The sequence below is a fragment of the Microbacterium sp. 1262 genome (genome assembly GCF_040544895.1).
Classification (GTDB): domain Bacteria; phylum Actinomycetota; class Actinomycetes; order Actinomycetales; family Microbacteriaceae; genus Microbacterium; species Microbacterium plantarum.
This window is the reverse complement of record NZ_JBEPKU010000001.1, coordinates 1,468,694-1,483,792: the sequence shown is the minus strand read 5'-3', so window position 1 is coordinate 1,483,792 and position 15,099 is coordinate 1,468,694. Positions and strand designations below refer to the sequence as shown.

Annotated in this window: 13 protein-coding genes; 11 read left to right on the top strand and 2 right to left on the bottom strand. The window is 67.9% G+C overall.

Annotated features, from left to right (window positions below; genetic code table 11):
* Window positions 1-12: 12 nt before the first annotated feature.
* On the bottom strand, window positions 13-741 hold the full coding sequence (locus ABIC53_RS07095; protein ID WP_354450851.1) for a response regulator transcription factor: 729 nt from the start codon (window positions 739-741) through the stop codon (window positions 13-15).
* A gap of 91 nt (window positions 742-832) precedes the next feature.
* Between ABIC53_RS07095 and coaE the strand changes: the two genes are divergently transcribed.
* Window positions 833-1,441, top strand: coding sequence for a dephospho-CoA kinase (gene coaE / locus ABIC53_RS07090; protein ID WP_354450849.1), 609 nt, complete (start codon window positions 833-835; stop codon window positions 1,439-1,441).
* 63 nt (window positions 1,442-1,504) lie between these two features.
* Window positions 1,505-3,586: an excinuclease ABC subunit UvrB gene (uvrB, locus tag ABIC53_RS07085; RefSeq protein ID WP_112614014.1), complete on the top strand. Its 2,082-nt coding sequence runs from the start codon at window positions 1,505-1,507 to the stop codon at window positions 3,584-3,586.
* 29 nt (window positions 3,587-3,615) lie between these two features.
* Here the strand turns inward: uvrB and ABIC53_RS07080 are convergent, their stop codons facing one another.
* Window positions 3,616-3,852: a hypothetical protein gene (locus tag ABIC53_RS07080; protein WP_447659733.1), complete on the bottom strand. Its 237-nt coding sequence runs from the start codon at window positions 3,850-3,852 to the stop codon at window positions 3,616-3,618.
* A 60-nt stretch (window positions 3,853-3,912) separates the two neighbouring features.
* Between ABIC53_RS07080 and ABIC53_RS07075 the strand changes: the two genes are divergently transcribed.
* From ABIC53_RS07075 to tpiA, 9 genes are all read left to right on the top strand, one after another.
* Window positions 3,913-4,359 carry a MarR family winged helix-turn-helix transcriptional regulator gene (locus ABIC53_RS07075; RefSeq protein ID WP_205289228.1) on the top strand — a complete coding sequence of 149 codons (447 nt, stop codon included), beginning with the start codon at window positions 3,913-3,915 and terminating at the stop codon, window positions 4,357-4,359.
* 52 nt (window positions 4,360-4,411) lie between these two features.
* On the top strand, window positions 4,412-7,297 hold the full coding sequence (uvrA, locus tag ABIC53_RS07070) for an excinuclease ABC subunit UvrA (protein WP_354450845.1): 2,886 nt from the start codon (window positions 4,412-4,414) through the stop codon (window positions 7,295-7,297).
* A 1-nt stretch (window position 7,298) separates the two neighbouring features.
* Window positions 7,299-9,197, top strand: a complete 1,899-nt coding sequence (uvrC, locus tag ABIC53_RS07065) for an excinuclease ABC subunit UvrC (protein WP_274177654.1) — start codon at window positions 7,299-7,301, stop codon at window positions 9,195-9,197.
* Window positions 9,198-9,230: 33 nt separating this feature from the next.
* Window positions 9,231-10,106, top strand: coding sequence for an RNase adapter RapZ (gene rapZ, locus ABIC53_RS07060; RefSeq protein ID WP_274178020.1), 876 nt, complete (start codon window positions 9,231-9,233; stop codon window positions 10,104-10,106).
* 41 nt (window positions 10,107-10,147) lie between these two features.
* On the top strand, window positions 10,148-11,125 hold the full coding sequence (gene whiA, locus ABIC53_RS07055) for a DNA-binding protein WhiA (protein ID WP_023951475.1): 978 nt from the start codon (window positions 10,148-10,150) through the stop codon (window positions 11,123-11,125).
* Between the two features lie 156 nt (window positions 11,126-11,281).
* Entirely contained in the window at window positions 11,282-11,902 is a 621-nt protein-coding gene (locus ABIC53_RS07050) for a superoxide dismutase (protein ID WP_023951473.1), read from the top strand.
* Window positions 11,903-12,039: 137 nt separating this feature from the next.
* Complete coding sequence (gene gap, locus ABIC53_RS07045; protein WP_094261864.1) at window positions 12,040-13,044, top strand: type I glyceraldehyde-3-phosphate dehydrogenase; 1,005 nt, start codon at window positions 12,040-12,042, stop codon at window positions 13,042-13,044.
* Window positions 13,045-13,049: 5 nt separating this feature from the next.
* Window positions 13,050-14,264 carry a phosphoglycerate kinase gene (locus ABIC53_RS07040; protein WP_112614024.1) on the top strand — a complete coding sequence of 405 codons (1,215 nt, stop codon included), beginning with the start codon at window positions 13,050-13,052 and terminating at the stop codon, window positions 14,262-14,264.
* Window positions 14,255-15,043 (top strand): triose-phosphate isomerase, encoded by a 789-nt coding sequence (gene tpiA, locus ABIC53_RS07035; RefSeq protein WP_114587882.1) that lies wholly within the window; start codon window positions 14,255-14,257, stop codon window positions 15,041-15,043. Before ABIC53_RS07040 ends, tpiA begins: the two co-directional genes overlap by 10 nt.
* Window positions 15,044-15,099 lie beyond the last annotated feature (56 nt).

Here is a 15,099-nt window from a genome sequence, read left to right as displayed (position 1 = left end):
TCCGCGCCGCTGTCAGCGCTGGTCGAGCCGGTACCCCGTGCCCTGATCCGAGGCGATCAGGGTTGACATCGCGGCGGCTGCGAACGTCCCGCGCAGCGCCTCGACGCTGCGCTCGATCGCCCGCACCTCGTCGGGATCGGGAGCGTCTGCGCGTGACCGGGACCGGAGAGCGAGTGCGAGGTCGTGCTTCGTCCGGGTGCGTCCCTGCGCGAGGAGCAGGGCGCGGAGCACGGACGATTCCGTCTGCGCGAGCTCGATCGGAACGCCCGCGAGGCGGAACACACCGTCGGTCACCGATACGTCGCCATAGGAGAGGTTCTGGGCGGCCGGAGTCTGGGTCGCGGGCGGTGCGGCATCCACGACGGGCGCCTCCTCGCGTCGCCGCTGTGACGGAATAGCGGCCAGGCGAGCTTTGAGATCGCGCGGCCGGAACGGCTTGCCGAGGTACTCGTCACCGCCGGCTGCCCTGCCGCGCTCGGCGTCGCCCGGTTCCACGAAGGCGGAGATGAAGATGATGTAGGTGTCGCTGAACTCGCGGACGCGACGCGCGACCTCGAACCCGTCGATGCCGGGAATGTTGACGTCGAGGGTCGTGACGTCGGGGGATACCGATCGGATCAGCTCGACCGCGTCGAGGCCGTTCTCGGTCGCGTGCACCGAGAATCCGCTCGATTCGAGGATCGCCGAGAGCAGGCTGCGGATGTCGGCCTGGTCTTCGACGATGACGGCGGTGCGTTCCACGGTGATCCCACCTTCCGCGGGTTGTGTGGAATCCATCGTATCGACCGGGCGGCCTCGCGCTCGGCCTAGCGCCCGTGGCATCCTCGGGTGTATGCCTCTGATCGCATTGACAGGCGGGATCGCGTCCGGCAAATCCACGATCGCGCGTCGGCTGGCCGAGCACGGGGCCGTTGTCGTCGACGCGGACGCGATCGTGCGGGACGTCCAGCGCCCCGGGTCTCGCGTGCTCGAGGCCATCAGCGCCGAGTTCGGGTTCGGCGTGATCGCGGCTGACGGCGAACTCGACCGCGCCGCGCTGGCGGCCATCGTGTTCGCCGACCCGGAAGCGCGAACCAGGCTGAACGAGATCGTTCACCCGCCGGTTCGTGCGGAGTCGCAGCGACGCTTCGACGAAGCACTCGGCCGAGGGGACGGGACCGTCGTGGTGTACGACGTGCCTCTGCTCATCGAGGCTCGCGTCGACGACCCCTGGGATTCCGTCGTCGTCGCGCACGCGCCCGCATCCGTCCGCCGTGAGCGTCTGCAGCGCCTTCGCGGGATGACGGCGGAGGAGGCCGATCGGCGGATCTCGGCGCAGGTCGACGATGACCAGCGGCTCGCAATCGCCGACGTCGTCATCGACACCGCGGGTGACCTCGAGGCGACGCTGGCGCAGGTCGACGCCCTCTGGGCCGAGCTCACCGCGGCGCCGGCCTCGTAGCACGCGCGCACGCTCTGAGCGAAGGTCGGGCCCGATGTCGGTGGCCCCGCCTACGCTGGAATCATGCAGACCACGCGCTCCGTGAGGCCCTTCGAGGTCATCAGCGAATACGTCCCGAGCGGTGACCAGCCCCAGGCGATCGCCGAGCTCGCAGGCCGGATCAACGCGGGCGAGACCGACGTGGTGCTGCTGGGTGCCACGGGTACGGGCAAGTCGGCGACGACGGCGTGGCTCATCGAGCAGGTGCAGCGTCCGACGCTCGTGATGGCGCACAACAAGACGCTCGCCGCGCAGCTGGCGAACGAGTTCCGCGACCTCATGCCGAACAACGCGGTCGAGTACTTCGTCAGCTACTACGACTACTACCAGCCCGAGGCGTACGTCCCGCAGACCGACACCTTCATCGAGAAGGACTCGTCGATCAACGCCGAGGTCGAGCGGTTGCGCCACTCGACCACGAACTCGCTCCTGAGTCGTCGCGACGTGGTCGTGGTGAGCACGGTCTCGTGCATCTACGGCCTCGGTGCGCCGGAGGAGTATCTCCGCGCCATGGTCGCGCTTCAGGTGGGCGAGCGATACGACCGTGACGCCCTCATCCGCAAGTTCATCGCAATGCAGTACAACCGCAACGACGTGGACTTCTCGCGCGGCAACTTCCGGGTGCGCGGCGACACGATCGAGATCATCCCGGTGTACGAGGAGTACGCCATCCGCATCGAGCTCTTCGGCGACGAGATCGAGGCGCTGTACATGCTCCACCCGCTGACGGGTGACGTCGTCCAGAAGCTGGACAGCGTCCCGGTGTTCCCGGCGTCGCATTACGTGGCGGGCACCGAGACGGTCCAGCGCGCCATCGGAACGATCGAGCACGAGCTCGGTGAGCGTCTGAAGGAGTTCGAGAGCCAGGGAAAGCTGCTGGAGGCGCAGCGTCTGCGGATGCGGACGACGTTCGACCTCGAGATGCTGCAGCAGCTCGGCTTCTGTTCGGGCATCGAGAACTACTCGCGGCACCTCGATGGTCGTTCCCCGGGTGACCCGCCCCACACGCTGCTCGACTTCTTCCCCGACGACTTCCTCCTCGTGATCGATGAGTCGCACGTGACCGTTCCCCAGATCGGAGCGATGTACGAGGGGGATGCCTCCCGCAAGCGCACCCTCGTCGACCACGGGTTCCGTCTGCCGAGCGCCATGGACAACCGGCCGCTCCGCTTCGACGAGTTCAAGGAGCGCGTCGGGCAGACCGTGTACCTCTCCGCGACACCGGGGCGCTACGAGATGGGCATCGCCGACGGCGTGGTCGAACAGATCATCCGGCCTACCGGTCTCGTCGACCCCGAGATCATCATCAAGCCCTCGAAGGGTCAGATCGACGATCTGCTCGAAGAGATCCGGCTACGCGTGGAGCGCGACGAGCGCGTCCTGGTGACGACACTCACCAAGAAGATGGCCGAAGAGCTCACCGACTTCCTCGGCGAGCACGGTGTGCGGGTGCGCTACCTGCACTCCGACGTCGACACGCTCCGACGTGTGGAGCTCCTCACCGAGTTGCGCCAGGGCGCGTACGACGTGCTCGTCGGCATCAACCTGCTCCGCGAGGGACTCGACCTGCCCGAGGTGTCGTTGGTCGCGATCCTCGACGCCGACAAGGAGGGGTTTCTGCGTTCGGGAACCTCACTCATCCAGACGATCGGGCGCGCGGCGCGAAACGTCTCGGGCCAGGTGCACATGTACGCCGACAAGATCACCGACTCGATGGCCGCAGCCATCGAGGAGACCGAGCGTCGCCGTGAGAAGCAGATCGCCTACAACCTCGAGCACGGCATCGATCCGCAGCCGCTGCGGAAGAAGATCGCCGACATCACGGATGCCCTCGCGCGAGAGGCATCCGATACCCGCGACCTGCTGAACGGCAAGGCGACGGCTCGCAACAAGTCGGGCAAGGGCAAGAGCCCGACCCCGCAGCTGCGCCGTGAGGGGATCGCCGCAGAAGGGGCTCAGCAGCTCGAGGCGACGATCGAAGACCTCTCGCAGCAGATGCTCGCCGCGGCAGCGGAACTCAAGTTCGAGCTGGCAGGGCGCCTCCGTGACGAGGTGCAGGACCTCAAGAAGGAGCTGCGTGCGATGGAGCGAGCCGGGCACGCCTGACCGCGAGAGGTGTCAGCGGCGGCGCCGGGTCAACGGGGGCAGTGGAGCAGGGGCTTCGGCCCGGTCCGGTCCACGTCGTGCTCGGTCATCGGGTGGCCGCACAACGGACACGCGCGGCCGGTGCGCTCGGGCTCGGGCTCGCTTTCGTACGGGCCGACGGACGCCGGCCCGGCGGCACGGATGAGCCGCGAGTTCAGATAGGCGTACCAGCCGCCCGCCTCGCGGACGCGCGTGCGAAGGGGTGGGCGGCGGTCGTGCTCGGTCATGATCATCAGTGTACTAACGATTAGGGCGTATAGGATGCGAGGGTGGACTCCGCCGACGACATGTTGAAGCTCGACAACCAGCTCTGCTTCGCGCTGGTCACCGCGGCCCGGAACGTCGTGGCCATCTACCGGCCGATTCTCGAGCCGCTCGGCCTGACCCACCCGCAGTACCTCGTCATGCTCGCCCTCTGGGAATCGTCACCGCAGGCGCTGGGGGAGCTGGCGGCCGACCTTGCGATGGAGCCGGCGACGCTGTCTCCGCTCGTCAAACGTCTCGAGGCCCAGGGGCTGGTCACGCGCGCGCGGCGGCGAGGCGACGAACGCGTGCTCGAGATCGGACTGACCGCTGCGGGCCGAGCGCTGCGCGCGGACGCGGTGCGTGTCCCCGAACAGGTCATGGCGGCGGTCGGAATGACGGTCGACGAGGTGACCGCTCTGCGCGACGGACTCGAGCCGTTCGCCGGGCGGCGGGTCCCTCGGGAGCAGCCGCCTGTAGCGCAAGAGTGAGCCCAGGGCGAACCGCGGAGCCGGTGTCGGAGGCCCGACCTAGACTTGTGCGGTGCCCATCGTCCCCGTCGCTTCCTCATCGAAACTCAGCGTCCGCGGAGCCCGCGTCCACAACCTCAAGGACGTGGATCTCGACATCCCGCGCGACAGTCTCGTCGTCTTCACCGGCCTCTCCGGCTCGGGAAAGTCGAGTCTCGCCTTCGACACGATCTTCGCCGAGGGGCAGCGCCGCTACGTCGAGTCGCTGAGCGCGTACGCGCGACAGTTCCTCGGTCAGGTGGATCGTCCCGACGTCGACTTCATCGAGGGCCTGAGCCCCGCCGTCTCGATCGATCAGAAATCGACGAACCGCAACCCGCGGTCGACGGTCGGCACGATCACCGAGATCCACGACTACATGCGCCTCTTGTGGGCGCGGATCGGCGTGCCGCACTGTCCCGAGTGCGGCGAGCGGATCCAGCGTCAGACCGTCCAGCAGATCGCCGACCAGCTCATGGAGCTGCCCGACCGCACGCGCTATCAGGTGGTCGCGCCGGTCGTGACGCAGAAGAAGGGCGAGTTCGTCGACCTCTTCAAGGAGCTGAGCGCGAAGGGCTACGCCCGGGCGGTCGTCGACGGCGACGTGATCTCGCTGGCCGAGCCGCCGACGCTCAAGAAGAGCTACAAGCACGACATCGCGGTGGTCGTCGACCGCCTCGTCGCCGGCCCCGATCTGCTCGGGCGCGTGACCGACTCGGTCGAGACCGCCCTGGCACTCGCCGGCGGCGTCATCAAGATCAACTTCGTCGACGAAGAGGGCGACGCGGCGTGGCAGAGCTTCAGCGAGAAGCTCGCCTGCCCGAACGGCCACGCGTTGCAGCTCACCGAGATCGAGCCGCGAACCTTCTCGTTCAACGCGCCCTTCGGCGCGTGCCCGACGTGCTCGGGTCTCGGCACGCGGATGTCTGTCGACGCCGAGCTCATGCTGGGCGACGAGGAGCTCTCTATCGCCGAGGGCGTCCTCCTGCCCTGGACAACGCAGGGCAAGGGACTCTTCCAGTACTACGAGCGGCTGCTCGAAGGGCTCGCATCCGACTTGAAGTTCTCGCTCAAGACCCCGTGGCGCAAGCTGCCGGCGGAGGTGCAGGACGCGGTGCTGCGCGGCGAGAACTACAAGGTGACGGTCAAGTGGAAGAACCGTTACGGGCGCGAGATGCGCTACGCATCGGGCTTCGAAGGCGTCATCCCGTACATCGAACGTCAGTATCTCCAGGCCGAGACGGACACGCAGCGTCAGCGCTGGGCGGAGTACCTGCGCGAGGTCCCGTGCCCCGCGTGCGACGGCGACCGGCTCAAGCCGGAGGTGCTCGCGGTCCTCGTCCACGAGCATTCCATTGCCGATGTCGCGCGGCTGAGCCTCGCCGAGGCGCAGACCTACTTCAACCAGCTCCAGCTCACTGAGCGCGAGGCCAAGATCGCGGCAGCGGTGCTACGCGAGATCCGCGCCCGACTCGACTTCCTCATCGAGGTCGGACTGAACTACCTCAGCCTGGGGCGCGCCGCCGGATCGCTCTCGGGTGGCGAGGCACAGCGCATCCGGCTCGCGACACAGATCGGTTCGGGCCTCACCGGGGTCCTCTACGTCCTCGACGAGCCGTCGATCGGACTGCACCAGCGCGACAACCGCCGGCTGATCGACACGCTGGTGAAGCTGAAGAGCCTCGGCAACACGCTCATCGTCGTCGAGCACGACGAAGAGACGATCGCCGCCGCCGACTGGGTGGTCGACATCGGCCCGCGCGCCGGCGTCGAAGGCGGAAACGTCGTCCACTCCGGCCCGTACGACGCTCTGCTGGCCGACGAGAACTCCATGACCGGCGATTACCTGTCGGGACGCCGGTCGCTCGAGACGCCGACGAAGCGTCGCAAGATCGACAAGAAGCGGATGCTGACGGTCGTCGGCGCCCGGGCCAACAACCTCAAGAACGTGACCGCCGAGTTCCCGCTCGGTGTGCTCACCTCGGTGACCGGAGTCAGCGGCTCGGGCAAGTCCACGCTCGTCAACGGCATCCTGTACGAAGTGCTGGCGACCCGCCTGAACGGTGCACGCCGCGTCGCGGGCAAGCACACGCGCGTCACCGGCCTCGACAACCTCGACAAGGTGGTTCACGTCGACCAGGCGCCGATCGGCCGCACCCCGCGATCGAACCCCGCCACCTACACCGGCGTCTTCGACCGCATCCGCACCCTGTTCAGCGAGACGCCCGAGGCGAAGGTCCGCGGATACCTGCCGGGTCGGTTCTCGTTCAACGTCAAGGGTGGTCGCTGCGAGGCGTGCTCCGGCGACGGCACACTGAAGATCGAGATGAACTTCCTGCCCGACGTGTACGTCGACTGCGAGGTGTGCCACGGCAAGCGGTACAACCGCGACACGCTCGCTGTGCACTACAAGGGCAAGAACATCGCCGAGGTCCTCGAGATGCCCATCTCGGAGGCCGCGGAGTTCTTCGAGCCGATCCAGGCGATCCACCGCTACCTGAAGACGCTCGTCGACGTCGGGCTCGGGTACGTCCGGCTCGGTCAGTCCGCCACGACGCTTTCGGGCGGCGAGGCGCAGCGCGTCAAGCTCGCCACGGAGCTGCAGCGCCGCTCGAACGGCCGCAGCATCTACGTGCTCGACGAGCCCACGACGGGCCTGCACTTCGAAGACGTCCGCAAGCTGCTCGAGGTGCTCAACGGTCTCGTCGACAAGGGCAACACCGTGATCACGATCGAGCACAACCTCGACGTGATCAAGGCCTCCGACTGGATCATCGACCTCGGTCCCGAGGGCGGTGCCGGCGGCGGCACGATCGTGGCCACGGGTACGCCCGAGCAGGTCGCGGGCGTCGCCGAGAGCCACACCGGTCAGTTCCTCGCCGAGATCCTGGGGGCCCCGGCGGCGCGCAAGGCGGGCTGACGTGGCGAACGTCCTTCCGTACCGGCCGAAAGCCGGCGAGATCCCCACAGACCCCGGGGTCTACCGCTTCCGCGACGCGGAAGGGCGGGTCCTGTACGTCGGCAAGGCGAAGAACCTCCGGGCCCGGCTGTCGAACTACTTCGCTCCGCTCCACACCCTCCACGAGCGCACTCGCCGCATGGTCACCACCGCGGCCTCGGTCGAATGGACCGTCGTGGCGACCGACGTCGACTCGCTGCAGCTGGAGTACATGTGGATCAAGGAGTTCGATCCGCCCTTCAACGTCCGCTACCGCGACGACAAGTCCTACCCGTTCATGGCCATCACTCTCGCCGATGAGGCGCCGCGGGTGATCGTGACGCGCAACCGACGGATTCCCGGTGCGAAGTACTTCGGGCCGTATCCCAAGGTCTGGGCGGTGCACGAGACCATCGATCTGATGATCAAGGTCTTCCCGATCCGCACGTGCAGCGACTCGTCGTACAAGAAGGCGATGGCCTCGGGGCGTCCGTGCTTCCCCGGCCAGATCGGCCGCTGCGGCGGGCCGTGCTCGATGAAGGTCACGATCGAAGAGCACCGCGCGATGGTCGATGACTTCGTCGCCTTCATGTCGGGCGGCGATCAGCGGTTCGCCCGCGAGCTGACGACGCGCATGCGCGAGTCGGCCGCGGCGATGGACTACGAGTCGGCGGCTGTCTACCGCGACAAGCTGCAGGCGATCGACGCCGTCCTCAACAAGAGCGCCCTCGTGCTGGAGGACGATATGGATGCCGACCTCTTCGGCATCGCCGAGGACGAGCTCGCCGCTGCCGTCCAGCACTTCGTCGTGCGCGGCGGTCGGATTCGCGGTGTGCGGGCGACGACGATCGAGAAAGAGATCGACATCTCCGGGGCCGATCTGGTCGATCAGGTGCTCCAGCGGACGTACGGGGATGCCGCGCCCGGTGACATCCCTCGGCATGTGTTCGTTCCGACGCTGCCCGGCGATGCCGGCGAGCTGGAGCAATGGCTGCAGACCCGCCGCGGTAAGCGCGTCACCGTGCAGGTCGCGCAGCGCGGACGCAAGGCGGATCTGATGAAGACCGCCAACATCAACGCGCAGCAGGCGCTCATGCTTCACAAGACCCGTCGCACGAGCGACTACGTCGCGCGCAGCCAGGCGTTGACCGACCTCCAGGAGGCCCTCGGCCTCGAGGAGGCTCCGCTGCGGATCGAGTGCTACGACGTCTCGCACCTGTCGGGCACCAACGTCGTCGCGTCTCTCGTGGTCTTCGAGGATGGGCTTCCCCGTAAGGACCAGTACCGGATCTTCGGCGTCAACGAGACGACGGACGACACCGACTCGATGTACCAGGTGCTGACGCGCCGCCTCGCCTACCTCGACCGACCCGACGAGGACGATGAGCCGGTTCCCGACGCGACCGCCGACGGCGAGGTCGTGACGGCACGCAAGCGCCCGCGTTTCGCCTATCGTCCGCAGCTGCTCGTCGTCGACGGCGGCAAGCCTCAGGTCGAAGCGGCAGCGCGAGCCCTCGCCGACGCCGGACACAGCGAGATCGCTCTCTGCGGCATCGCCAAACGGCTCGAGGAGATCTGGCTGCCGGGGGAGGAGTACCCCGTCATCCTCCCGCGCACGTCCGAGTCGCTGTATCTCCTCCAGCGGCTGCGAGACGAAGCCCATCGCTTCGCGATCGTCCACCAGCGCAAGCGGCGAAAGCGCGACATCACCTCGGTCCTCTCCGAGGTACCGGGCCTCGGAGCGGCCCGGATCAAGGCTCTGCTCCGGCACTTCGGCTCTGTCTCCAAGCTCAAGCAGGCGACGCCAGAGGAGATCCAGGAGCTGCCGGGCATCGGCCCTCGACTGGCCGAGGCGATCCATCGCCATCTCGCGGACGGATAGGCTGGACGTCGGCGACAGACAGGGGTGGTGACGGTGACCGACGAGGTACCCGCGGGCGAGATTCTCATCGTCACGGGCATGTCCGGTGCCGGTCGCACCACGGCCGCGAACGCCCTGGAAGACCTCGGGTGGTATGTCGTCGACAATCTGCCGCCCCAGATGCTGCGTCCGCTGCTCGAACTCAGCGAGCTGGCGGGGAATGCGTTGCCGCGAGTCGCGGCGGTCGTCGACGTCCGCGGCGGTGAGCTCTTCGCCGCACTGCCCGAGATCACGCGTGCGCTTCGGCACGGGCGGGCCCTCCGGATCCTGTTCCTGGATGCCGCCGACGAAGTGCTCGTGCGCCGGTTCGAGTCGGTGCGTCGCCCGCACCCTCTCCAGGGCGACGGCACACTCGTCGACGGCATCCGCCGCGAGCGCGAACGCCTCGCCCCGATTCGCGAGAGTGCCGACGTGATCGTCGACACCTCCCGCGACAACATCCATCAGCTGGCGACTTACATCGGTGACCTGTTCGCCGACGACGGTGCGGCTCGCCACACCGTCACCGTCATGAGCTTCGGCTTCAAGTACGGCCTGCCGCCGGACGCCGACCTCGTGGCCGACATGCGATTCCTGCCGAACCCGTTCTGGAACCCCGACCTCAAGGCGCTTACCGGCGAAGACGACGCCGTCCGCGAAGAGGTCCTCTCGCACGACAACGCACGCGAGTTCATCGACGCCTACGCCGCGGCGCTGGCCCCCGTGCTGCGCGGTTACCAGGACGAGAACAAGCGCCATTCCGTGGTCGCCGTCGGATGCACGGGAGGCAAGCACCGCTCCGTCGTCACGGCTCGAGAACTCGCGCAGCGGCTGTCGGGGCTGCCCGGCGTGGCGGTGCGACTCAAGCACCGCGACCTCGGTCGCGAGTAGGCTATCCCTTCGTCCCCCGAACCCCCTCCCGAAGGAGCGCCGTGCCGCTGACCGCTGACGTCAAGACCGAGTTGGCTGCGATGCGCGACCCTCGACCCGCCGCCCGTGTGGCCGAGGTGACCGCGATCCTGCGCTTCGCGGGCGGTCTGCACTCGATCGCGGGCCGAGTGGCCGTCGAGGCCGAGGTCGACTCGGAGATCCTCGCCCGCCGTGTGGCGCGCGAACTCGTCGAGATCTACGGCGTGCGGCCCGAGCTCGCCCGCATCCAGGCGTCCGGCGGCCGCGACGGCGCGACGTTCGCCGTCCGCGTTCGCGAGGGAGGCGAGACCCTCGCACGTCAGACCGGCCTTCTCGACCAGCGGCGCCGCCCGGTGCGCGGCCTTCCCAACCGGCTCACGACCGGATCGCGTCCCGACCTGGCCGCCCTGTGGCGCGGTGCTTTCCTCGCTGCGGGTTCGCTGTCGGACCCGGGACGTTCGGCCGCTCTCGAGATCTCCTGCCCCTCTCCCGAGGCCGCCATGGCCCTCGTCGGCGCTGCTCACCGTCTGGGCATCGCGGCCAAGGCGCGCGAGGTCCGCGGGATCCCGCGCGTCGTGGTCCGCGACGGCGAGGCGATTCGGCAGACCCTCGCCGAGATGGGCGCCACCCGCACGGCCGACACGTGGGATCAGATGCGGCAGCGGCGCGAGGTGCGCGCAGGCGTGAACCGCCTCGTGAACTTCGACGACGCGAACCTGCGTCGTTCGGCGCAGGCGGCCGTCGCGGCCTGCGCGCGCGTCGAGCGAGCCCTCGAGATCCTGGGGGACGAGGTGCCCGACCACCTCAAGCAGGCCGGCGATCTCCGTCTCGCACACCGCGACGCGAGCCTCGATGAGCTCGGTCATCACGCCGACCCGCCGCTGACGAAGGACGCTGTCGCGGGCCGCATCCGCCGCCTTCTCGCGATGGCCGACAAGAAGGCCGCCGCTGAAGGGCTGCCCGACACCGAGTCGGCGGTTCCCGCGGGACTCTCCGACTGAGCGACCACGCCCGCGTTACACCGCGTTCCGAGCGGGAAGCAACGGGGTGTGCGACGCGTTGCCCCTCAATAGGATGAGAAACGTCCACGAGGCGTGCGGTCGCGCGCCTTCGACAGCACGAGCCGCGCGCTGCGCGGTGCTGACAGGAGATAGAGAATGACGAAGTACACCCTTCCCGAGCTCCCATACGATTACGCGGCACTCGAGCCGCACATCAGCGGCAAGATCATGGAGCTTCATCACTCCAAGCACCACCAGACGTACGTGAACGGCGCCAACACCGCTCTCGAGCAGCTCGCGGAGGCCCGTGAGACCGGCAACCTCGCGAACGTCAACAAGCTCGAGAAGGACCTCGCGTTCAACCTCGGCGGGCACGTCAACCACTCCATCTTCTGGACGAACCTCTCGCCCGAGGGCGGCGGCGAGCCCGAGGGCGAGCTCCGCGCGGCGATCGACGAGTTCTTCGGCGGATTCGACAAGTTCCAGGCGCACTTCACGGCTGCCGCCACCGGCATCCAGGGCTCCGGCTGGGCCGTGCTCAGCTGGGACCCGATCGGTGCACAGCTGATCATCCAGCAGCTGTTCGACCAGCAGTCGAACACCGCCCAGGGAACCATCCCCATCTTCCAGCTCGACATGTGGGAGCACGCCTTCTACCTCGACTACCTCAACGTCAAGGCGGACTACGTCAAGGCGGCGTGGAACATCGCGAACTGGCAGAACGTCGCCGAGCGCTTTGTGACGGCTCGGGAGAAGACGGCCGGCCTGCTCGCGTAGTAGGGTCATAAACAGGTGAGGATGCCGGGCTCCTCCCGGCAACGGGAGCCGAACCCGGCATCCTCTTCTTTTTCATCAGATCGCGTTTCGGTCAGCCAGCACGGGCTTTTCCGGCGCGACAAGAAACGGGAGACATCGTGTCTGTCAAGATCGGCATCAACGGCTTCGGCCGCATCGGACGCAACTACCTCCGCGCCGCCCTCGCTCAGGGCGCGGACCTCGAGATCGTGGCGGTGAACGACCTCACCGACAACAAGACTCTCGCCCACCTGCTCAAGTACGACTCGATCCTGGGTCGCCTGGACGCCGAGGTCACGTACTCGGAGGACTCGATCACGGTCGGCGGCAAGACCATCAAGGTCTTCGAAGAGCGCGACCCCGCCAACCTCCCCTGGGGCGAGCTGGGCGTCGACATCGTCATCGAGTCGACCGGTCGTTTCACCAACGCCGAGGACGCCAAGAAGCACATCGCGGGCGGCGCTAAGAAGGTTCTCATCTCGGCTCCCGCGAAGGGCGAGGACGGCACGTTCGTCATCGGCGCGAACGAGGACCTGTACGACCCCGAGAACCACAACGTCATCTCGAACGCGTCGTGCACCACGAACTGTCTCGCGCCGCTGGCGAAGGTCCTGAACGACGAGTTCGGCATCGTCAAGGGCCTCATGACGACGGTCCACGCCTACACGGCCGACCAGAACCTGCAGGACGGCCCGCACAGCGACCTCCGCCGTGCCCGCGCCGCCGCCCTCAACATCGTCCCCACCTCGACGGGCGCGGCCAAGGCCATCGGCCTCGTCCTCCCCGAGCTGAAGGGCAAGCTCGACGGCTTCGCTCTTCGCGTGCCCGTTCCCACCGGTTCGGCGACCGACCTCACGGTCGAGCTCGAGCGCGAGGTCACGGTCGAGGAGATCAAGGCTGCGTACAAGGCTGCTGCCGAGGGTCCGCTCAAGGGCATCCTGAAGTACACCGAGGACGAGATCGTCTCGAGCGACATCGTCACCGACGACCACTCCTGCATCTTCGACGCCGGCCTGACCCGCGTCATCGGCAACCAGGTCAAGGTCGTCGGCTGGTACGACAACGAGTGGGGTTACTCCAACCGCCTCGTCGACCTCACCGAGCTCGTCGCCAGCAAGCTCTGACGACCATGGCTCTGCGAACCCTCGATTCGCTGGGCCCGCTCGCAGGAAAGCGCGTCATCGTCCGTGTTGACTTCAACGTCCCCCTGAAGGACGGAGTCATCACGGACGATGGCCGTGTGCGTGCGGCACTGCCCACCATCGACCACCTCATCGGCCAGGGAGCTCGCGTCATCGCGTGCTCGCACCTGGGACGTCCCGACGGTTCCCCCGACCCCAAGTACTCGCTCGAACCCGTCGCACAGCGTCTGTCGGAGCTGCTCGGCAAGCCCGTCGCCTTCGCCGGCGACACGGTGGGCGAGTCGGCGCAGCAGGTCGTCTCGTCGCTCGGCGACGGTGACGTCGCAGTGATCGAGAACCTGCGCTTCAACGCGGGCGAGACGGCGAAGGACGAGACCGAGCGTCGCGCGTTCGCCGAGCAGCTCGCCGCGCTCGGCGATGTGCTCGTGTCCGACGGCTTCGGTGTCGTGCACCGCAAGCAGGCCTCGGTCTACGACCTCGCGGAGATCCTGCCGTCGGCGGCCGGCTTCCTCATCGAGAAGGAGGTCGACGTCCTCGACCGCCTCACCGAGAACCCCGAGCGTCCGTACGCCGTGGTGCTCGGCGGGTCGAAGGTGAGCGACAAGCTGGGTGTCATCGAGCACCTGCTTCCGCGCGCCGACAAGATCCTCGTCGGCGGGGGGATGCTGTTCACCTTCCTCGCCGCGCTCGGACACAAGGTCGGCAAGAGCCTGCTCGAGAGCGACCAGCTCGAGACCGTGAAGGGCTACATCGCCACGGCGAAGGAGCGCGGCGTCGAACTCGTGCTCCCGGTCGACGCGGTCATGGCTTCCGGCTTCGCGGCGGACGCCGACCACGTGGTCGCGGCGGCCGATGCTCTGGAGGATACCCCGTTCGGTGCCGACGGCATGGGCCTCGACATCGGCCCGAAGAGCGCAGAGCTGTTCGCCGACGCGATCCGCAGCTCGCGCACCGTGTTCTGGAACGGCCCGATGGGCGTGTTCGAGATGCCCGCGTTCGCGGCAGGCACGCGAGCCGTGGCTCAGGCGCTCACCGAGGTCGACGGGCTGTCCGTCGTCGGCGGCGGAGATTCGGCGGCCGCGGTGCGGCAGCTCGGGTTCGCCGACTCGTCGTTCGGTCACATCTCGACCGGCGGCGGTGCGTCGCTGGAATTCCTGGAGGGCAAGAAGCTGCCCGGTCTGGAGGTGCTCGGATGGGCATGAACCGTATGCCCCTCATCGCGGGCAACTGGAAGATGAACCTCGACCACCTGCAGGCGGTGGCGTTCGTGCAGAAGCTGCACTGGACGCTGAAGGACGCCAAGCACGAGGATGACTCCGTCGAGGTGGCGGTCTTCCCGCCCTTCACCGATCTGCGTACAGTGCAGACGCTGCTCGACGCCGACAAGATCGCTTTCGCTCTCGGTGCCCAGGATCTTTCCACGAAGGACTCCGGCGCATACACCGGCGAGATCTCGGGAGCGTTCCTCAAGCAGCTCGACTGCCGGTACGTGATCATCGGGCACTCGGAGCGTCGTGAGTACCACGCCGAGACCGATGAGGTCGTCGCGGCCAAGGTCCAGGCGGCCCTCCGTCACGGTCTGTCGCCGGTCATCTGCGTCGGTGAGACGGCGGAGGACCTGGAAAAGCACGGCGCGTCGGCTGTTCCGGTGGCGCAGCTCGAGGCGGCCCTCGCAGGCGTGGCGGCGGATGCCGACATCGTCGTGGCTTACGAGCCGGTGTGGGCCATCGGGTCGGGCCAGGCTGCGACCCCGCAGCAGGCGCAGGACGTGTGCGCGAAGCTCCGTGAGGTCGTCGGCTCCGTGCTCGGCGCCGATGCGGCTGCGCGCACCCGCATCCTCTACGGGGGATCGGTGAAGTCGGCCAACATCGCCGGTTTCATGCGCGAGCCCGATGTCGACGGCGCTCTCGTCGGAGGCGCGAGCCTCGTCGCAGACGAGTTCGCCGCGATCATCCGCTACCAGAAGCACGTCGGCGTGTGACGTCGTGCGGCCCGGCGACCCACCGGTCGCCGGGCCGTACGCGTATCCGTGCGGCT

Bases quoted from the DNA above. Each gene is read 5' to 3' on its own strand.
- coaE (WP_354450849.1), top strand. From the start codon at position 833: ATGCCTCTGATCGCATTGACAGGCGGGATCGCGTCCGGCAAATCCACG.
- uvrB (WP_112614014.1), top strand. From the start codon at position 1,505: ATGCAGACCACGCGCTCCGTGAGGCCCTTCGAGGTCATCAGCGAATAC.
- ABIC53_RS07080 (WP_447659733.1), bottom strand. From the start codon at position 3,852: ATGACCGAGCACGACCGCCGCCCACCCCTTCGCACGCGCGTCCGCGAG.
- ABIC53_RS07075 (WP_205289228.1), top strand. From the start codon at position 3,913: ATGTTGAAGCTCGACAACCAGCTCTGCTTCGCGCTGGTCACCGCGGCC.
- ABIC53_RS07050 (WP_023951473.1), top strand. From the start codon at position 11,282: ATGACGAAGTACACCCTTCCCGAGCTCCCATACGATTACGCGGCACTC.
- ABIC53_RS07040 (WP_112614024.1), top strand. From the start codon at position 13,050: ATGGCTCTGCGAACCCTCGATTCGCTGGGCCCGCTCGCAGGAAAGCGC.
- tpiA (WP_114587882.1), top strand. From the start codon at position 14,255: ATGGGCATGAACCGTATGCCCCTCATCGCGGGCAACTGGAAGATGAAC.